This is a genomic window from Rhizobium sp. Root1203, assembly GCF_001424945.1.
GTDB lineage: Bacteria > Pseudomonadota > Alphaproteobacteria > Rhizobiales > Rhizobiaceae > Rhizobium.
In genome coordinates, this window is record NZ_LMCW01000006.1 from 96,819 (window position 1) to 115,514 (window position 18,696).

At 60.4% G+C, this 18,696-nt stretch carries 17 protein-coding genes; 10 read left to right on the forward strand and 7 right to left on the reverse strand.

Features of this window, described 5'->3' with window-relative positions:
* Nucleotides 1-3: 3 nt before the first annotated feature.
* The 3 genes from choV to ASC97_RS07090 all read right to left on the reverse strand — a co-directional run bounded on the left by choV (nt 4) and on the right by ASC97_RS07090 (nt 2,933).
* Nucleotides 4-1,053 (reverse strand): choline ABC transporter ATP-binding protein, encoded by a 1,050-nt coding sequence (gene choV, locus ASC97_RS07080; RefSeq protein ID WP_057467645.1) that lies wholly within the window; start codon nt 1,051-1,053, stop codon nt 4-6.
* Nucleotides 1,050-1,895, reverse strand: a complete 846-nt coding sequence (gene choW / locus ASC97_RS07085; RefSeq protein ID WP_057467646.1) for a choline ABC transporter permease subunit — start codon at nt 1,893-1,895, stop codon at nt 1,050-1,052. Before choW ends, choV begins: the two co-directional genes overlap by 4 nt.
* Before the next feature lie 81 nt (nt 1,896-1,976).
* Nucleotides 1,977-2,933 (reverse strand): choline ABC transporter substrate-binding protein, encoded by a 957-nt coding sequence (locus ASC97_RS07090; protein ID WP_057467647.1) that lies wholly within the window; start codon nt 2,931-2,933, stop codon nt 1,977-1,979.
* Between the two features lie 236 nt (nt 2,934-3,169).
* Here ASC97_RS07090 and ASC97_RS07095 point away from each other — a divergent pair, with 236 nt between their 5' ends.
* The 3 genes from ASC97_RS07095 (at nt 3,170) to ASC97_RS07105 (ending at nt 6,142) form a co-directional block, all read left to right on the forward strand.
* A complete protein-coding gene (locus ASC97_RS07095) occupies nt 3,170-3,772 on the forward strand; it encodes a thymidine kinase (RefSeq protein ID WP_057467648.1) in 603 nt (200 codons plus the stop codon).
* A gap of 67 nt (nt 3,773-3,839) precedes the next feature.
* Nucleotides 3,840-4,913, forward strand: a complete 1,074-nt coding sequence (locus ASC97_RS07100; RefSeq protein WP_082529897.1) for a hypothetical protein — start codon at nt 3,840-3,842, stop codon at nt 4,911-4,913.
* Nucleotides 4,914-5,011: 98 nt separating this feature from the next.
* Complete coding sequence (locus ASC97_RS07105; protein WP_057467649.1) at nt 5,012-6,142, forward strand: DUF2333 family protein; 1,131 nt, start codon at nt 5,012-5,014, stop codon at nt 6,140-6,142.
* Between the two features lie 6 nt (nt 6,143-6,148).
* Here the strand turns inward: ASC97_RS07105 and ASC97_RS07110 are convergent, their stop codons facing one another.
* Complete coding sequence (locus ASC97_RS07110; RefSeq protein ID WP_057467650.1) at nt 6,149-6,868, reverse strand: LuxR C-terminal-related transcriptional regulator; 720 nt, start codon at nt 6,866-6,868, stop codon at nt 6,149-6,151.
* A gap of 287 nt (nt 6,869-7,155) precedes the next feature.
* Complete coding sequence (locus ASC97_RS07115) at nt 7,156-7,668, reverse strand: TIGR00645 family protein (RefSeq protein WP_057467651.1); 513 nt, start codon at nt 7,666-7,668, stop codon at nt 7,156-7,158.
* A 153-nt stretch (nt 7,669-7,821) separates the two neighbouring features.
* Between ASC97_RS07115 and ASC97_RS07120 the strand changes: the two genes are divergently transcribed.
* Nucleotides 7,822-9,501, forward strand: coding sequence for a formate--tetrahydrofolate ligase (locus ASC97_RS07120; RefSeq protein ID WP_057467652.1), 1,680 nt, complete (start codon nt 7,822-7,824; stop codon nt 9,499-9,501).
* A 21-nt stretch (nt 9,502-9,522) separates the two neighbouring features.
* Here ASC97_RS07120 and ASC97_RS33785 read toward each other — a convergent pair whose 3' ends face one another.
* Together ASC97_RS33785 and ASC97_RS07130 are read right to left on the reverse strand one after the other, a co-directional pair.
* The gene (locus ASC97_RS33785; RefSeq protein WP_057467653.1) at nt 9,523-9,801 is read right to left on the reverse strand and encodes a hypothetical protein; all 279 of its coding nucleotides are present in this window, start codon (nt 9,799-9,801) and stop codon (nt 9,523-9,525) included.
* A gap of 95 nt (nt 9,802-9,896) precedes the next feature.
* A complete protein-coding gene (locus ASC97_RS07130; RefSeq protein ID WP_244481403.1) occupies nt 9,897-10,754 on the reverse strand; it encodes an extensin-like domain-containing protein in 858 nt (285 codons plus the stop codon).
* A 258-nt stretch (nt 10,755-11,012) separates the two neighbouring features.
* On the opposite strand from ASC97_RS07130, the gene ASC97_RS07135 reads away from it, so the two are divergent.
* The 6 genes from ASC97_RS07135 (at nt 11,013) to queF (ending at nt 18,696) form a co-directional block, all read left to right on the forward strand.
* A complete protein-coding gene (locus ASC97_RS07135; protein WP_057467654.1) occupies nt 11,013-13,253 on the forward strand; it encodes a TonB-dependent hemoglobin/transferrin/lactoferrin family receptor in 2,241 nt (746 codons plus the stop codon).
* A gap of 263 nt (nt 13,254-13,516) precedes the next feature.
* Nucleotides 13,517-15,706 carry an anthranilate synthase gene (locus ASC97_RS07140; protein ID WP_057467655.1) on the forward strand — a complete coding sequence of 730 codons (2,190 nt, stop codon included), beginning with the start codon at nt 13,517-13,519 and terminating at the stop codon, nt 15,704-15,706.
* Between the two features lie 191 nt (nt 15,707-15,897).
* Nucleotides 15,898-16,314: a hypothetical protein gene (locus ASC97_RS07145; protein ID WP_057467694.1), complete on the forward strand. Its 417-nt coding sequence runs from the start codon at nt 15,898-15,900 to the stop codon at nt 16,312-16,314.
* An 82-nt stretch (nt 16,315-16,396) separates the two neighbouring features.
* Nucleotides 16,397-17,119, forward strand: coding sequence for a DUF2161 domain-containing phosphodiesterase (locus tag ASC97_RS07150; RefSeq protein WP_057467656.1), 723 nt, complete (start codon nt 16,397-16,399; stop codon nt 17,117-17,119).
* Between the two features lie 197 nt (nt 17,120-17,316).
* Nucleotides 17,317-18,231, forward strand: a complete 915-nt coding sequence (gene emfA, locus ASC97_RS07155) for a CDF family cation efflux transporter EmfA (RefSeq protein ID WP_057467657.1) — start codon at nt 17,317-17,319, stop codon at nt 18,229-18,231.
* Nucleotides 18,232-18,696, forward strand: a complete 465-nt coding sequence (gene queF / locus ASC97_RS07160; protein WP_057467658.1) for a preQ(1) synthase — start codon at nt 18,232-18,234, stop codon at nt 18,694-18,696.

Sequence of the window (18,696 nt, forward strand, 5' to 3'; positions counted from 1 at the left end):
GGATCAAGCCTGTTCTTTCCGCCTGTGTTGCGTCAGGCCGGCAACGATATCCTGAGCCGAGATGGTGCCGATGACCGCGCCGTTTTCGACAACGCCGATGCTGCCGGGCTGTCGCGCCAGAGCATCCAGAATGTCGATCAGCGGCGTCTGGGCGCGTGCCGTTCCGCTGACGGTGCCGGATGCAGCGTTGCCGAGCCCGGGCTGCATCACGTCCTGCGCGGTCAGCATGCTGATCGGGTTCATATGCTGGACGAAGTCGGCGACGTACTGGTCGGCGGGGTTCTTGACGATATCCTGCGGCGTGCCGCACTGGATGATGCGTCCGCCTTCCATGATGGCGATGCGGTTGCCGATGCGGAAGGCTTCGTCGAGGTCGTGGCTGACGAAGAGGATCGTCTTCTTCAATCGCCGCTGGAACTCGAGAAGCTCGTCCTGCAGACGCGTGCGGATCAGCGGATCGAGAGCCGAAAACGGCTCGTCCATCAAGAGGATCGGGGCACCCGTCGCGAAGGCACGGGCGAGCCCCACGCGCTGCTGCATGCCGCCCGACAGCTCGTTGACCTTGCGGTCGGCCCATTTCGTCAGGTTGACCAGTTCGAGCTGTTCGCCGACGCGCTTCTTGCGCTCGGATTCCGCCATTCCGGCAAGTTCTAGGCCGAAGCCGACATTGTCGGCGACGGTGCGCCAGGGGAGCAGCGCAAACTGCTGGAACACCATCGAGACGGTGTGCATGCGCAGATCGCGCAGGCCTTTGGCACTGGTCCTGTACGGATTGACGGGGCCGGTGGCGGTCGACACGGAAACCTCGCCGCGCACCACCGGTGCAAGCCCGTTGACGGCGCGCAGCAGCGTCGATTTGCCGGAGCCGGAGAGGCCCATCAGTACCAGGATTTCTCCTTCCTCGATGGAGAGCGAGGCGTCGGCGACGCCCAGCACCAAGCCGGTCGCAGCGCCGATTTCGTCGCGTGTCTTGCCCTGATCTGCGAGTGCAAGGGCATTCTCCGGCTTGTCGCCGAAGACGATGCTGACATTGTCGAAGCGAACCGCGGTCATGAGCCATCTCCTTCACCCGCCGCGCGGAACATTCGGTCGAGAATAATGGCCAGGATGACGATGCAGAGGCCGGCCTCGAAGCCCTTGGCGATGTTGACGGTATTGAGGGCGCGCACCACCGGCACGCCGAGGCCGTCCGCACCGACGAGGGCTGCTATGACCACCATCGACAGCGACAGCATGATCGTCTGCGTCAGGCCCGCCATGATCTGCGGCATGGCAAAGGGCAGCTCGACCTTGCGCAGCACCTGCATCGGCGTGGCACCGAAGGATTCGGCAGCCTCGACGAGCGAGGGGGGCGTCGAGATGATGCCGAGACGGGTGAGGCGGATGGGAGCGGGGATCGCGAAGATGACGGTCGCGATCAGGCCAGGCACCATGCCGAGACCGAAAAGAATAAGTGCTGGAATCAGATAGACGAATGTCGGAATGGTCTGCATAAGGTCGAGAATGGGACGCAGCAGGGAATTGACCCATGGGCGGCGCGCGGCCGCGATGCCGAGCGGAATGCCCACGATCATGCTGACGAAGGTTGAGGCGAGCACCAGCGCCAGCGTTGCCGTCGTCTCTTTCCAATAGCCCTGGTTCATGATGAACAGGAGCCCAAGACAGGTGAAGACCGCGACGACGATCGAGCGGCGCAACCAGTAGGCAATGGCGCTGATCCCGAAAACGACGATCAGCGGGTGTGGCTTCTGCAGTACGAACAGCAGGCCGTCGATGACGTGCGAAAGGACGAAGGCAAGCTGGTTGAAGAACCAATCGGCGTTCGAAGTGAGCCAATCCACAAAGGCTTTCGCCCAGGGGCCGATGGGAATTTTAGCGTCGGTGATCCAGTTCAAGGGCTCGCCTATCCAGAAAGAACAACAACAAGTGCGATGATAGCGGAAGCGGGGCGGCGCACGCCACCCCGTTCGTCGTTATCAGAGGCCGAGGCTTTTCTTGACGGCCGGAAGCCCGTCGCCGCTGCCATCGCGTGTTTTCACGCCGGCAAGCCACGGCTCGATGGCCGACGGGTTGGCCTTCAGCCATTCCGTCGCCGCCTTTTCCGGGTCTTCCCCATCGTTCAGGATCTTGCCCATGATCTGGTTTTCCATTTCCAGCGAGAAAACCATGTTCTTCAGAAGGGCGCCGACGTTCGGGCAGTCGTTGAGATAGCCTGCGCGGACGTTGGTGAACACCTTGGCGCCACCGAAGTCCGGCCCGAAGACGTCATCGCCGCCGGTCAGGTAGGTGAGCTTGAAGTTCTCGTTCATCGGATGCGGTTCCCAGCCGAGGAAGACGACAGCCTTGCCTTCCTTTTCGGAGCGGGCAACCTGTGCCAGCATGCCCTGTTCCGAGGATTCGACGACTTCCATCCCCTTCAGGCCGAAGGTGTCCTTGTCGATCATGTCCATGACGAGGCGGTTGCCGTCATTGCCCGGTTCGATGCCGTAGATCTTGCCGTCCAGGTCTTCCTTGTGGGCGGCGATATCCTTGAAATCCTTGATGCCGAGTTCCGCGCCCTTGGCGTTGGTCGCCAATGTGTACTTTGCGCCGACGAGGTTCGGCCCGAACGATTCAACAGACTTGTCGTCCAGGAACGGGCGAACGTCCTTTTCCTGCGTCGGCATCCAGTTGCCGAGGAAGATGTCCATGTCCTTGTTCTTCAACGACTGGTAGGTGACCGGCACGGAGAGAACCTTGATGTCGGGGGTGTAGCCGAGGCCCTTGAGGACGACAGCTGCGGTTGCGGTGGTGGAGGTGATGTCGGTCCAGCCCACGTCCGAAAAATGGACGGTCGTACAGCTGTCCGGATCTGCTGCGATTGCGGCGGTTGCAACAGCGAGAGCAGCAACAGCCGTGGCGGTGATCAGTTTGAATGCGCTTGTCGTTTTCATTTACAGACTCCCAGTCTTACGTTCCCAAGCCAATCACCAATAGCCGAGTTTTACAAGCGACCACAGTGCGTTTGCGCCGCATCGACGTACCCGATTGCGACGTCTCGCACATTTCCTGGAATGTCGGAATTTCAGGGGCTTCGATGACTTTTGCGCTTAAATTTCCTGTGGCTAACAAAATGCGGGGCTTTTCTTCGCGGTTTCGAGCTTTCAAGAACGAAAACACGGAGAAAACGATGGCAAAGCTCTATTTCAACTACTCGACCATGAATGCCGGCAAGTCGACGATGCTGCTGCAGGCCGCCTACAATTACGAAGAGCGTGGAATGCGTGCCGTTCTCCTGATCGCCGCCTTCGACGAAAGAGCCGGCAAGGGCATCATCGGGTCGCGCATCGGGCTTCAGGCCAATGCCATCGCGTTCGAGCCGGACGAAGATCTGTTTGCTCTGATCGACGGGCTCAACCGGGAGGGCGAACCGATTGCCTGCGTCTTCGTCGACGAGGCACATTTCATGACGCGCGCGCATGTCTGGCAGCTTGCACGCGTTGTCGATCGTCTGAACATTCCTGTCATGGTCTATGGCCTACGAACCGATTTCCTCGGCAAGCTGTTCCCCGTTTCCGAGGAGCTCATGGCGATCGCCGACGAGATGCGCGAAGTCCGAACCATCTGCCATTGCGGCCGCAAGGCGACGATGGTCGTGCGTCTCGACGCGAAGGGAGACGTGGCGCGGGAGGGAGCGCAGATCGAGGTCGGCGGCAACGAAAAGTATGTCTCGCTGTGCCGCCGCCACTGGGACGACGCCATGAACGGCGAATGGATTGCCGAGGCAGTTTAGCCTGCCGCTGTTTTCTTTGTGCGAGCGAAGGGCTAGATTCAAGCCAATCGATTCCCGGGGTCGTCTGGTGCGTAAGCCTTTCTCGTTCGACACGACATTTGAAGCCGCTCGCGGGCTTGCGGAAGTGCTGCCGGGTGCCGCTGCCGCCTGCACTGCCTTCATTGACGAATTTGCGCGTGGTTCGACCGAGATCGACGATGAGCGGTTCCTGGCCGAAAACGAACTGTTCCAAGCCTTTGTCGCCGATGGGACGAATTTCACAGATCTGCTTGCGGAGCTTGTCTCGGGTCTCGATGTGCTGACGGTGAAGGTTTCCGCCGATCTGGACGGCTTTCGCGGTCTAACGGCGGCCGAACGGTTCATCGGACGTTTCTCGCGCCAGCGTATGTGGCGCCGCCACGGCGCACGCGTGCGGGCCGCACCCGTGGTCGAAAGGCTGCGCGATCTTATGTATAAATCGGATGCCGTCGCCGGGTTGATCGCCAACTATCGCGCCGCTGCGATTTCCGCGCACAAGGTGGCGGAGAGAGGACTTGTCGACATCGTCGGACGCCGTCGGCGGCTTGTCGACGAAATCGACATCGCCCGGCTCCGCATCAAGGAGCTGAATGCCAAGGCGCTGACGACGCAGGGTCGGATCGGCCTTTATGGCAGCAAGGTCGAATGGGACGGGATGGAGCAGGCCCGCCATACACTGAAGGAGGAGGCCGAGCGCATTTCAGCCCAGGAACATGAGATGCGGGAGGAAAGCCAGCGCCGCGAACGTTTCATCGGCATCTTCCAGCTCCTGGTGGATTCTCTGAACGGCCACGTCGGCCGCTGCAATGCCCTCATGCGCAAGCTGACGATCGACACCGAGGAACGGTTGCTGATCTACGAGGCGCAGGTGGATACCGACATTCCGGGATCGAAGGTCCAGATCTCCACGGAGCTGTTTCCGAATATCGCCGACGCCATCGTGCTCTTCGAACGCAACATGCTGCTGCCGCTGGAGCTGGAACAGCGCAAGCGCACCGCCGACGCTGCCTTCGACAAGAAGTTTTCGGCCTTCGCGCACAAGGGCGAAGGCGAACCGGGTGCGCCGCTCATCGACACAACGAAGATATCATCGAGGTTCCGCTTCCGCCTGCAGCGGCGGTAACAGCGCCGAAGAAACAATAATATCAGCGTCATGTTGTGATTTCGCGGACAAACACATATGTCAGTGCGATGAAACCTCTTGCCGCATAGGAGTGGACGATGCTCGACGGGATCGCCGGTTTTTTCAGGTCGATCGGCCGGACAATCGTCCGCTGGGCGCGGCTTTTCACGGCGTGGGCTCTCTGGCCGTTCCTCGCTGCGCACGGCTGGTACGCGCGGCGCACGTGGATGATCCGCCTGCCGATCATGGGATTTGCGGCGCTGCTCGTCGGCCTCTATGGGTATTTCGTCTGGCAGACCCAATCCTGGTCGGGTTTCAATCCTTCATTCGTCGACGAGTACCGTCTGTCCGAGCGTACCGTGCCGGCTGGAACGGAAATCCCCGCCGCCGCCGGTGTCGCCGCATCTGCTGCCAAGACCTGCCAGCGGTCGGCGATCGTCGACGTCGCAGCCGATCTGACCGATTTCAACGTCAACCAGAATGCCTGGATCTCTTCCATGCTGCTCTATCGGCTTGGATTTTTCGGGATCGACTGGGATCATACACCGTTTCTCGACAACAAGGCTTCCTTTCAGCGCGGCGTGAATCAGGCCGTTCGACGGACGGCGGTGGAGCTTGTCGATTCGCTTGGCCGGGTGCGGGGCACATCGGGGATCAACAACGACCTGCAAAACGCGCGCGGAAACCTGCAGTTCGATGAATACAGCTGGTATTTCGGGCTCAATCCGTTCGGCCCGAAGACGCCGACGCCGAGCTACTACCGATCGGCGATCGAAAGCCTGCGAAAATTCAATGCTGATCTTGCCAGGTGTGACGCCGTGTTCGACGGCCGCGCCGACAACCTGACCCAGTTCATCGATCGTATTGCGAACGATCTCGGCAGCACCTCCGACGTGCTGGCGGAGCGTTCCGCAAACCATTCGAGCGGCTGGTTCGACACGCGCGCCGACGACCGCTTCTGGTTTGCCTACGGCCAGCTGTATGCCTACTACGCGATCCTCAGTGCTGCCCAATCGGATTTTTCGCGGGTGGTGGCGGAGCGCAATCTCGGAGCGATTTTTGGCGCGACCATCAAGCAGTTTCAGGCGGCGCTGCAAATTCAGCCGGCGATCATCTCCAACGGCCGCGAAGACGGCTGGATCATGCCGAGTCACCTGGCAACGATGGGATTCTATATCTTGAGGGTGCGGTCGAACCTAGTCGAAATCCGTTCGGTGCTCGACCGATAGGCGGGATCAGTTGATCAGCTTCTGGCGGATCGCCTTTGCGACCAGCTGCGTGCGGTTGACGCAATCAAGCTTCTTCATCGCGCTGGTCATGTAGGCATTTACCGTGTGGTCCGACAGCGACAGAATCTGGCCGATCTCGATGGAAGTCTTGCCCTGTGCAGTCCAACGAAGGACCTCCCGTTCACGGACCGAAAGCGTGGGATGTGCGGCTGGGCTGGAGGACTTCAGCTGGTTGTAGGCGTCCAGCACGTGCAGCATCACCATGGTCAGTTCGTTGACCTCCGTCTGGCCAGGCAGCGCGCGCTTGCCGGCCAATCTGAACAGCAACCGATGGCCATCGGTCGCGCGCCCCGGAATGGCAATGCCGATCTGCATGTCGAAGTCGTACTTCAAGGACCGCAGTTCTGCCGGAAAAACGCAGCCTGCGTCCGACAGGTTCCAGAGGCTCGGCACCACTGAGTCCGACATCGCTTTCGAAAAGACGGGCAGCTGCATGAAGCGGCAACGATCGAACTGGTTGACGTAAGCTGCGGGAAGCGAGGTCTCGATCAGCAACGGCTTGAGCATGACATTGTCGGCGGATGGCGCATCCATCAGCGTGATGTATTTGAAGCCGAATGCATCGGACACGCGGTTGAGGACCTGCGCAAACGCCGGTCGAGTTTTGACGGCGGCAATCTCTGCCGTCAAAAGCGACTGTCTTTCCGAGGTCGTTACGTAAGACATCAACAAGTTCCTGTCCGCCTGCATTTCGGACATAAGATATGCGTCGTGCCATATTGGCTAGCCGGAATTAACGTCTTTCACAGTGATTAAATTGCGTTGTGGCGATTTTTAATCACAGCGCGCTGCCATCGGTTGTTTTTTAGTGTCACTAAAATCAACCAATACGCGCAGGTGTTTCAATTCACGCGCAGGTCGCGACTGCTCGAAGGTGACGGCGAGTGGTTCAGGAGGCGTTTCTCCTGCCCGCACCGCGTCATCGGCAGTCCAGTCGGACCGAATCGGTCGCGTTAAATCTTGTCGCCGCCCTTGGATTTCTTCATCATCTGTTCGAGAAAGCCGAGCATCACGGCGGAGACGACGAATGCGAGGTGCATGGCCGTCAACCACATGATCTGGCCATCCCTGTACTGGTTCACGTTGAGGAACACCTGCAGGAGATGGATGGACGAGATTGCAACGATCGACGATGCGACCTTGATCTTGAGGCTGCCGGCGTCGAGCTTGCCGATGAAGGAAACATCGTCTTCGCTCTCGTCGAAGCGGCTGACGAAATTTTCGTATCCCGAAATCATGACCATCACGATCAGGCTCGCAACCAGCGCGGCATCGATCAGTCCGAGCATGGCCAGGATCATTTCTCCCTCGTCGAGCAAGAACACATTGCCGGCGACCTTCATGAACTTGAAGCCGAAGGAAACGGCATAGACGGCCAACGCCATAGCAAGGCCAATGTAGAAGACGACGAGTATCCATCGGCTGGAAAGGATGATGCGCTCGACGACGAGTTCGAGTGATTTCATGACTTGGCCTCGCAAATGCAGAATCGATGTCCGGTCATAAACGCCACCGAGGTCCCTCGGCAACCGCGGCGCCCTTCAAACTTTCGGTATATTTCGCTATCCGGTTGAAATAGATCTGGTGCCGGTGGACGCGCAGACGATGGGGGCAGGGACATGGCAGAACACAAATCCGACATCGAGATCGCGCGCGCGGCAAGAAAGAAACCGATCTTCGAGATCGGTGAAACGCTCGGCATTCCGGCCACGCATCTCGCACCCTATGGCCACGACAAGGCAAAGATCAGCGCCCAGTTCATCGCGGAGCAGGCGAACAGGCCGGACGGCAAGCTGATATTGGTGACAGCGATCAATCCGACGCCGGCAGGCGAGGGGAAAACGACGACGACGGTCGGTCTCGGCGACGGCCTGAACCGCATTGGCAAGAAAGCCGTCGTCTGCATCCGCGAGGCGTCGCTCGGGCCGTGCTTCGGCGTAAAGGGCGGTGCAGCCGGCGGCGGCTATGCGCAGGTCATTCCGATGGAAGACATCAACCTGCATTTCACCGGCGATTTCCATGCCATCACGTCCGCGCACAATCTGCTCGCGGCGATGATCGACAACCATATCTACTGGGGGAACGAGCAGGATATAGACCTGCGTCGCGTTACGTGGCGGCGCGTCATGGACATGAACGACCGGGCGCTGCGCCAAATGGTGTCGTCGCTCGGCGGCGTCGCCAATGGTTTCCCGCGCGAGAACGGTTTCGACATCACCGTCGCCTCGGAGGTGATGGCGATCCTCTGCCTTGCGGGCGACCTCCAGGATCTGGAGATGCGGCTCGGCAACATCATCGTCGGCTACCGGCGCGACAGGACGGCCGTCTATGCCCGCGACCTTAAGGCCGACGGCGCGATGGCAGTATTGCTCAAGGACGCGATGCAGCCGAACCTCGTGCAGACGCTGGAGAATAACCCGGCCCTGGTTCATGGCGGCCCTTTCGCCAATATCGCCCACGGCTGCAATTCGGTGATCGCGACGAAGACGGCGCTGAAGCTCGGTGACTACGTGGTGACGGAGGCAGGGTTCGGGGCGGATCTCGGGGCAGAGAAGTTCTTCGACATCAAATGTCGCAAGGCGGGGCTTAAGCCGGCTGCGGCGGTCATCGTCGCGACAGTGCGCGCACTGAAGATGAACGGTGGCGTCAAGAAGGAAGAACTTGGAACGGAGAATGTCGCTGCCTTGAAAAAGGGCTGCTCCAATCTCGGGCGGCATGTTGCCAATGTTCGCAAGTTCGGCGTTCCGGTCGTCGTCGCCATCAACCATTTCGTGTCCGACACCGAGGCCGAGATCGCCGCCGTCAAAGAATATGTCTCGCGGCTGGGCGCCGAAGCGATCCTGTGCCGTCACTGGGCCGAAGGCTCGGCCGGGATCGAAGAGCTTGCCTACAAGGTCGTCGAGCTGGCGGAATCGGGGCAGGCGAAGTTCGAGCCACTCTATCCCGACGAGGTTTCGCTGTTCGAGAAGATCGAGATCATCGCGTCCAAGATCTATCATGCGGGCGAGGTGACGGCTGACAAGGCGGTGCGTGACCAGCTCCACGCCTGGGAGGAGCAGGGCTACGGCCATCTGCCCGTCTGCATGGCGAAGACGCAGTATTCCTTTTCGACGGACCCCAATCTGCGCGGTGCGCCAGAGGGGCATATCGTGTCCGTCCGCGAGGTCCGCCTTTCGGCCGGCGCAGGCTTCGTCGTTGCCATTACCGGCGAGATCATGACGATGCCCGGCCTGCCGAAATCGCCTTCGGCCGAACGAATCTACCTCAACGACCAAGGATATATCGAGGGGTTGTTCTGATTTTGATTGAGTTACTCCGGATCAGCGACGCCCGGAACGCGCAGTGCCGGGCAGCTTGGAAACACTGATTGGATGGATCATGCCGTTTTCGTCGCCTTCAAGACGGATCATTATCGCAGCAGCGGTGTTTGTGCTGGTCGTATCGGATGCGTCGACGGCGGACCAGCCGGCCGTCGTGGAACAGAGCATGGCGGATTTTATCAAGAGCGAGCCCGATTGCATCGAATTCAGCGACCGGTGCTCGGTCTGCGCCATGGAAAACGGCAAAGCCGTTTGCTCCACGCCGAAGATCGTCTGCATCAAGAAAGCTTACATATGCACGCGACGCCGGGATCAGTGAGCGGGCGCCGAGCGTGCTTTCCTCTGGCCCGAGCAAGCAGCCTTTGTGGCGTTCATCAGTGGCAATAGCGATACCCGCCCTTGCGTTCAATCACGTCGAGATGGAAGTGGGTTTCGTGCGCGGCGTCGCTTTCCGGATCGAGCACGGTCGTGAAATAAAGGCAACCTGAGGCGCTGACGGTGCGCTGGAATGCGCCGACAAGGGTCGGGTCTTCCCGGCGTGGCATGACGGCAATGTCCTTTCCCTTCTCGAAGCTGAAGCTTGCGACATCGATCGCGTTGCCGCGCGCATGTTCCGAAACCTTTCCGGTGTCGGCGCCGTTTCGCAGCCGGCAGATGTAGGACGAGGCTTGATTGATAGTGGTTATCCTGCCCTGATCCGGCGCTGCCGCGGCTGCGGCCGGGATGACGCTCTCCTTCATCCAGCGGGCCAGCGCCAATGCCACCGGGCATCGGAAAACGCCGTCAGGCTTCAACCTGATCCCGGGCAGTGCTTCGGAGACCTTGATCGGTTTGTCGATGCCGCAACCGTTGCCGCCGTCGATACGGGAAATGTCCTGGAAGACCACGCCGAGGCTTCGAAGCTCGGCCACGCATGCGGAGTGCTCGTCGTCGCTTTCCGACGCGATCGTCAGGTGCTGCTCTTCCAGTGTCTGCTGGGACGGGAGTTTGGGGCCCTGCTTTTCCGGCGGCGCGGTCGGCTTATCGGCAGGCACAGGCGCCGCACCCGAAGCCGGTCCGGTTTCCCCGCCATCCGGCTTCGACTGCGGCTTCGGGGCGACTTCGATGTCGGCCGGCTTTTCCTGCTGCTCGCCGGGCTTCGTCTGAGGGGTCGGACCGGTGGTGGGCAATTGCGCACCGGTCAATATGGTGAGGCATAAAAACGCCGTTGTGACTGCAAGTGTCCTCGTCACGCATCCATCCGTCTGTCGTTTCAGCGAAAGAGGAACGTATGGAGACGGATTTCGTTGCAATTTCGCAACGCTTGTGGGGGCGATGAAAACATGACTTAATAATTCATGATATCTTCGCGACATATATTGACAACCATACTCATGTTTTTTATGCGGCAAGAAGAAGGCGGAATTCTCCGCCGAAATGCCTAGCCAGCCCCTCGAAGCGCGAATGCGTGAAGACCAGCCAGCCCGGTGAATTCTCCTGAGGGGTTGGTTATGATTATCCAGTATTGGCGCTCGATGCTCTTGGTCAGCGCGGCGTCCATCTTCGTACTTCCGGTGTCGCAGGCTTTCGCACAAAGTGCACCAGCAACGACGACTGCGGCTGCCGTTGACGAAAACGGCACGCCGCTGCAGAAGATCGTCGTTAAGGGCAACCGCCGCACGACGACGGCGCCGGCAGGGAGCATCGCGGATACGCCGCTCGCAACCGAGATCGGCAAGAAAGAGCTCGAGCAACAGCAAATCACCAACTTCGAGGATATCGGCCGCAGCATTGATCCCCGCGTCAATTTCTCTCGCGCTGACGCGGGCGTCAATTTGCGCGGCCTTTCCGGTCCTCGCATCCTAACCGTCATCGACGGCATTCCGATCCCGTATCTCTCGAACAACGCGCGCCAAGGCGCATTCGCGCGCAGCAATGCCAACGGCAGCGGCAGCGATTTGTTTGACTTCTCCTCGCTCTCGGCGTTTGACGTGGTGGCCGGCTCCGACTCAAGCACCGGCGGTTCCGGCATGCTGGGCGGCGCGATCGTTGTGCGGACGCTCGAACCGGAAGACATCATTCCGGAAGGCCGCGACTGGGGCCTGATCGTCAAGTCGACTTACGACAGCGAAGACGAAAGCATCGCGGGCTCCGTCGCCGCTGCCAAGAAAATCGACCAGACCTCGATCCTCCTGCAGGGCACCTACCGCACGGGACATGAGATTGACAATCAAGGCACAAACGACAGCTACGGCCGCTCCCGCACCGAGCCCAACCCGCTGGACTTCGATCAAAGCAACCTGATGGTCAAGATCCGCCAGGAACTCGAAGGCGGACATCGTATCGGGCTGACGGCGGAAAGCTTCCGCCGCGATGCGGATATCGACCTCCGGAGCGACCAGGGCCTTGCTTTGCCTCTCTATAGGATCGGAGGCTACAACGGTACCGACGACCGATCTCGCAAGCGTGTCTCGTTTGACTACGACTACGAGGCCGTGTCGTCGGATTCCTTTTTCACCACCGCACGTGCGACACTCTATTGGCAGGAGCTTGAACGATCCTCGGGTTCGCTCGGTCGAACTGCGGCCGGCGTCGGCTACGGTCGCGACAATTCGATCAGCAGCAAGACGTGGGGCGCCACGGGCAACGCGACCAAGGAGTTCGAGTACGGCGGCTACGATCACTCGGTCAGCTTCGGCCTGGAAACCGCGGTCACGGATTGGAGCCAGTATAGTTGGGCGCTTTGCACCACAACTTGCCCCTCGCTCAACAATCAGGCTGAAGTTCCCGACGTACAAAGCTATAGCGTCGGCGCGACGATCGAGGACCGCATTTCTTTCGGCAACGGGTTTGCGTTGACCCCCGGTGCGCGTTTTGACTGGTACAGATACGAGCCAGCGGCGACCGGCGGCTTCGCCAGCAACCCGGCGCTCGGTTTGTTCGGTCCGCTTGAGGACAAGGACGGCGCTCGCGTTTCGCCTAAGCTGTTGGCAACCTACGACATTACGCCGGATGTTGAACTGTTTGCGCAATGGTCCATGTCGTTCCGTGCTCCAACCGTCGATGAACTCTACAGCCGTTTCTACAACGCCGGTGGACGTTATGCGCAGCTTGGCAATCCAGATCTGAAGCCTGAAACCGGCAACGGATTCGAAATCGGCGCGAACTTCAACCAAGACGACCTGAGCGGACGCGTGGCGCTCTTCCACAATCGATACAAGAATTTCATCGATACGGTGCAGACGTCTGTGGGGGGTATCACGGAGTTCAACTATACCAACGTCTCTAGCGTGACGATCTCCGGTGTTGAAGCGAGCGCGATGAAGAGCTTCGACAACGGTTTCAACATCCATGCTGCGCTGGCCTATGCCTATGGCAAGAACGAGGATACCGACAAGCGGCTGCGCACGGTCGCTCCGTTCAAGGCGATCGTCGGCGCCGGTTACAGCCAGGAAAGCTACGGCATCGACCTTTCAATGACGGCTTCGGCTGCAATGTCCGACGACGGTGTTGTTCCCGACACCACGTTCGATGCACCGGGGTATGGCGTGGTCGATCTGACGGGCTGGTGGACACCGGAAAGCCTGAAGGGCTTGAGGGTGCAAGCTGGTATCTACAACATCTTCGACCAGAAGTACTTCAACGCGATTGCACTTCGGGATCTCAACCCTCGTTCGACGAGCAACCAGCCGATCGATTACTACTCCGAACCGGGCCGGACGTTCAAAATTTCGCTGACGAAGATCTTCTGATCGCACTGATCGATCGCTTAGCAGAGGGCGGCATTCGTGCCGCCCTTTTCATTCCCGGAATAGCCTCTTGCGCATTCCGTGATCTCACGCTAACAATTCCGCCCATGAACACGTCCTTGAACATTGCAATCTGGTGGTGGGCTCGCTGAAGCGGCCTCGACCAATCGTGTCCAAAGACGACGAGTGAGCCGCCCGGAAAAACGCCAGGCGGCTTTTTTGTTTTTAAGGCCGTCTGTCATCCAGGCCGATAACGGAGTGAAACAATGGTAACGATCCTTCGGGATGACGGAGCGGAGATCTACGAGACCAAGGGCGGGATATCAGTCACGCGGCAGCGCCGGGCTATCCCCTATGGCGATGCGGTCTCCTCCTATATCGACAAGCTCGACGAGCGGCGCGGCGCGGTGTTTTCGTCGAACTACGAGTATCCGGGCCGCTACACCCGCTGGGATACCGCCGTGGTCGACCCGCCGCTCGGGATTTCGTGCAATGGCCGCCAGGTCTGGATCGAAGCCTATAACGAGCGCGGCGAGGTGATCCTCGGCTTCGTCACCGAACGGCTGAAGACGATTTCCGACCTGGTACTCGGCGCGTCCACGGCGCGGCGGCTGGACCTGACGGTCAAGACGCCGGATCGCGCCTTCACCGAGGAAGAGCGCTCGAAGATCCCGACCGTGTTCACGGTGCTGCGCGCCGTTACCGATCTCTTCTATTCCCAGGCGGACGCAAGCCTTGGCCTCTACGGCGCGTTCGGCTACGATCTTGCCTTCCAGTTCGACGCCATCGACCTGAAGCTCGTGCGCTCGTCCGACCAGCGCGACATGGTGCTCTACCTGCCGGACGAAATTCTCGTCGTCGACAACTACTCGGCCAAGGCGTGGATCGACCGCTACGACTTCGAGAAGGGCGGCCGCTCGACCGAGGGCAAGGCGGGCGACATCGCGCCGGAGCCGTTCCAGCGTACCGATGCCATCCCGCCGAAGAGCGATCATCGTCCGGGCGAATATGCCGAGCTGGTCGTCAAGGCCAAGGAAAGTTTCCGCAAGGGCGATCTCTTCGAGGTGGTGCCCGGCCAGAAGTTCATGGAGCGCTGCGACAGCAAGCCTTCGGATATCTCCAAGCGGCTGAAGGCGATCAATCCGTCGCCCTATTCCTTCTTCATCAACCTTGGAAACCAGGAGTATCTGGTCGGCGCCTCGCCCGAGATGTTCGTGCGCGTGTCAGGCCGCCGCATCGAGACCTGCCCGATCTCGGGCACGATCAAGCGCGGCGACGACCCGATCGCCGACAGCGAGCAGATCCTGAAGCTCTTGAATTCCAAGAAGGACGAGTCCGAGCTGACGATGTGCTCCGACGTCGACCGCAACGACAAGAGCCGTGTGTGCGAGCCGGGTTCGGTCAAGGTCATCGGCCGCCGCCAGATCGAGATGTATTCGCGTCTCATCCACACGGTCGATCATATCGAAGGCCGCCTGCGCGACGACATGGATGCCTTCGACGGCTTCCTGTCCCACGCCTGGGCGGTGACGGTGACGGGTGCGCCAAAGCTCTGGGCCATGCGCTTCATCGAAAGCCATGAAAAGAGCCCGCGCGCCTGGTATGGCGGCGCAATCGGCATGGTCGGCTTCAACGGCGACATGAACACGGGCCTGACGCTGCGAACCGTGCGGATCAAGGACGGGATTGCGGAAGTCAGGGCAGGGGCCACCTTGCTCAACGATTCCATTCCCGACGAGGAAGAAGCCGAAACCGAACTGAAGGCGTCTGCCATGCTTTCCGCCATCCGTGATGCCAAGGCCGGCAACTCCGGCAAAATCCAGCGTGACGTCGCTGCCGTCGGCAAGGGCGTCAAAATTCTGTTGGTCGACCACGAAGACAGCTTCGTCCACACGCTCGCCAACTATTTCCGCCAGACGGGAGCGACGGTTTCGACGGTCCGCTCGCCGGTTGCCGAGGAGATTTTCGACCGGCTGGACCCGGATCTCGTCGTGCTGTCGCCAGGCCCGGGCAATCCGAAGGATTTCGACTGCAAGGCGACGATCAAGAAGGCGCGGGCGCGGAATCTTCCGATCTTCGGCGTCTGCCTCGGCCTGCAGGCGATCGCGGAAGCCTATGGCGGCGAGCTTCGACATCTGGCGCTGCCGATGCACGGCAAGCCGTCGCGCATCCGCGTGCTGGAGCCGGGTCTCGTATTCTCCGGCCTCGGCAAAGAAGTGACCGTCGGCCGATACCACTCGATCTTCGCCGATCCGTCGACGCTGCCGCGAGAGTTCATCATCACGGCGGAAAGCGAGGACGGCACGATCATGGGCATCGAGCATGCCAAGGAGCCGATTGCGGCGGTCCAGTTCCACCCCGAATCGATCATGACGCTCGGCGGCGATGCCGGCATGCGGATGATCGAGAACGTCGTGGCGCATCTGGCGCGCAAGGCGAAGATCAAGGCAGCCTGAGGCAGCCGGCTTTGACAGGACGATCCCGCGGCGTGGCCACTTCCCCGGCCTCGCCGCGAAAGAGCCGCAGCCAGCATTATTGCCGTGGACCGTCCGGCCTTGTCGGCGGCTGCGCCATCGCCTTGACAGGATGCACTGCAGGGACGCAAGGCTGCCAACCAGAGGCAATGCTCTTCAAGGAAGGCTATGAAATGATTTTGCACCTGCGGACGATTGCCTTGGCTCTGGCCATGGCTGCGACATGGTCGGTTGTCGCCCGTGGCGATGACTACACCGCCTACAGCAAGACAGCCGAGAGCGTGACCGGCGATATATCCTTCGACGATTTCGGCATCGCTTTCGCCAATGGCGAGAGCCTTGCATTCTCCGATCTCCTTGGCGATCACTTCGTCGTCGATGGGCAGCGCGTGCCAGCATCGCTCTATCGCGTCGAAGAGCCGGCGGATCCGGTGCTCCTCAACGGCAACGCGCTTTGTGGGGCGGGAGACGTCAGCTATGTGGCGTCCTGGTCTGCGGGCGACGGCCTTTCAACAGTGGCGGTGTTTACAGGCAGCCAACCGCCGCGCAGTTCCGACGAGATGTGCGCTTCCTACATCTTCCAGGATTAGGGTGTCAGCAGAGTCCTGTTGACTTCGTGAGGCAAATCAGGACGTTCGGAAACGATCACATCGGAAAGGGGGACCTGTTCGAATGGAGACATCGTTGTATCTGCCGGTCAAGGCCTTCCTCGAAGCCGCCGGCTATATCGTCAAGGGTGAGATCGGCGCATGCGATCTCGTCGGGCTCAGCGATGCGGAACCGCCGGTCGTCGTCGTCTGCGAACTCAAGCTTTCCTTCAATCTTGAACTCATTCTCCAGGCGGTCGACCGCGCAGCGGCGAGCGACGAGGTGTGGATCGCTGCGCGGGTTTCGGCCAAAGGTCGCGGGCGGGAGGCCGACAAGCGCTATCGCGACCTGTGCCGCCGGCTCGGGATCGGCATGCTCGGCGTCTCCGATGCCGGCGAGGTCAGCATCCTCGTCAGTTCCGTCGCACCGATGCCGCGCACCAATCCAAAGCGGCGGTCACGCCTCGTGAAGGAACACCAGATGCGCCGCGGCGATCCTGTCCTCGGTGGCGGCTCGCGGGCGCCAATCATGACGGCCTATAGGCAGCAGGCGCTCGCCTGCGCGTCGGCGCTGCAGCATGGATTGGCGCGGCCGCGGGATATGAAGGCTTTGGCGCCGGACGCCGGAAAGATACTGCTCAGCAATGTCTATGGATGGTTCGAGCGCGTGGAAAAGGGCGTCTATGCCCTGACCGGGGCGGGGCAGGCGGCGCTTTTGCGCTGGCCACAGCCTTTGATTGTCAATCAGGTCAGTGCCGGTGCTGTTGCGCCTGATGTCGCCGAGAGCCAACCTGCAAGCATCGAATAAACGCGACAATCGACAGCCATGCCGGCTTGACCCTTTGACAAGTCGCGCATTGTTGCCCATATGGCCCTCATTGGCCGCCGGCGCGATTTTCGCGCGGGCGGTTTTGCGTTTGAATGGCATGGTTTCTGCAATTCGTTCGCATCCGCACTGAGATTGGCGCACTGAGATTGGCGCACAGAGACTGGCAGAGGATCGATATGGACAATCAGGGCAATCTCACGGTTCGGCGGCTCGCGCTTTGGGGTATTCCGATGTCGCTGGGCGTCATGGGCCTGAAGATGGTCGCATGGTGGGTGACCGGGTCGGTGGCACTTCTGTCGGACGGGCTGGAATCGACGGTCAACGTCGTTGCCGCCTTCATCGCCTTTTTCGTCATCCGCTATGCACAGAAGCCGGCAGACCACGACCACCCTTTCGGGCATCACAAGGCTGAGTATCTGTCGGCGGTCAGCGAAGGGGTACTTATCGTCGTTGCGGCACTTCTGATCGTCAACGAGGCCGTTGCCCATCTGTCCGATCCGCGGATGCTGGATGCGCCGGCGCTCGGCCTTGCCATCAATTTTGCTGCGGGCGTGATCAACGCCGTCTGGGCGCAGCTTCTGATCCGGACGGGGCGCAAGCACCGCTCGCCCGCTCTTACTGCCGACGGCCAGCATATCATGTCTGACGTCGTGACCTCGGTTGGCGTTCTTATCGGTCTCTTGCTGGCGCTGGCGACCGGCTACGCGATCTTCGATCCGATCCTGGCCATCCTCGTTGCCGTCAACATCCTCTATCAGGGCTGGAAGGTCATTTCGCAGTCCATCGGCGGCCTCATGGACCAGGCCGTCGAGACTCATGAGGAGGAAGCGATCAAACTGGCGATTGCGACGCATGGGGCAGGGTCGCTCGGCGTGCACGACCTGAAGACGCGGCGCGCCGGCGCAGTCACTTTCATCGATTTCCACCTTGTCGTGCCGGCCGCGATGTCTGTAAGGCAGGCGCACGATATATGCGACCGCCTTGAAGATGCCATCCGCGCGGTGCATCCGGGCTCCAGCATTGCCATTCACGTGGAGCCTGAGGGCGAAAAGGCCCACGGCATTCGCGTCAAAGTTATCAAGGAGGCTTGAATGCCCAATACAGACGTTTCGAACCTCTCGATGCTGGGTCACCAGACGGAAGCGCCGAAGTCGCCTGAGGATGCGGTACTGGAAAAGGTGCCGTCGAACCATGCCGGCACCGACTATGTCGTACGCTTCACCGCACCGGAGTTCACCTCCCTGTGCCCGATGACAGGTCAGCCCGATTTCGCCCACATCGTCATCGACTACATTCCGAACGAATGGCTGGTGGAATCCAAGGCACTGAAGCTCTTCCTGCACTCATTCCGCAATCACGGCGCCTTTCACGAGGATTGTTCGATCTACATCGCCAAGCGACTGGTGGAACTGCTCGATCCCAAGTGGTTGCGGATCGGTGCCTACTGGTACCCACGCGGCGGTATTCCGATCGACGTGTTCTGGCAGACCGGCAAGCCGCCGGAAGGCGTGTGGCTGCCGGATCAGGGTGTTGCGACCTATCGCGGCCGGGGCTGA

Bases quoted from the DNA above. Each gene is read 5' to 3' on its own strand.
- choV (WP_057467645.1), bottom strand. From the start codon at position 1,053: ATGACCGCGGTTCGCTTCGACAATGTCAGCATCGTCTTCGGCGACAAG.
- ASC97_RS07090 (WP_057467647.1), bottom strand. From the start codon at position 2,933: ATGAAAACGACAAGCGCATTCAAACTGATCACCGCCACGGCTGTTGCT.
- ASC97_RS07095 (WP_057467648.1), top strand. From the start codon at position 3,170: ATGGCAAAGCTCTATTTCAACTACTCGACCATGAATGCCGGCAAGTCG.
- ASC97_RS07105 (WP_057467649.1), top strand. From the start codon at position 5,012: ATGCTCGACGGGATCGCCGGTTTTTTCAGGTCGATCGGCCGGACAATC.
- ASC97_RS07110 (WP_057467650.1), bottom strand. From the start codon at position 6,868: ATGTCTTACGTAACGACCTCGGAAAGACAGTCGCTTTTGACGGCAGAG.
- ASC97_RS07115 (WP_057467651.1), bottom strand. From the start codon at position 7,668: ATGAAATCACTCGAACTCGTCGTCGAGCGCATCATCCTTTCCAGCCGA.
- ASC97_RS07120 (WP_057467652.1), top strand. From the start codon at position 7,822: ATGGCAGAACACAAATCCGACATCGAGATCGCGCGCGCGGCAAGAAAG.
- ASC97_RS33785 (WP_057467653.1), bottom strand. From the start codon at position 9,801: ATGCAGACGATCTTCGGCGTGGAGCAAACGGCTTTGCCGTTTTCCATG.
- ASC97_RS07135 (WP_057467654.1), top strand. From the start codon at position 11,013: ATGATTATCCAGTATTGGCGCTCGATGCTCTTGGTCAGCGCGGCGTCC.
- ASC97_RS07140 (WP_057467655.1), top strand. From the start codon at position 13,517: ATGGTAACGATCCTTCGGGATGACGGAGCGGAGATCTACGAGACCAAG.
- ASC97_RS07145 (WP_057467694.1), top strand. From the start codon at position 15,898: ATGATTTTGCACCTGCGGACGATTGCCTTGGCTCTGGCCATGGCTGCG.
- ASC97_RS07150 (WP_057467656.1), top strand. From the start codon at position 16,397: ATGGAGACATCGTTGTATCTGCCGGTCAAGGCCTTCCTCGAAGCCGCC.
- emfA (WP_057467657.1), top strand. From the start codon at position 17,317: ATGGACAATCAGGGCAATCTCACGGTTCGGCGGCTCGCGCTTTGGGGT.
- queF (WP_057467658.1), top strand. From the start codon at position 18,232: ATGCCCAATACAGACGTTTCGAACCTCTCGATGCTGGGTCACCAGACG.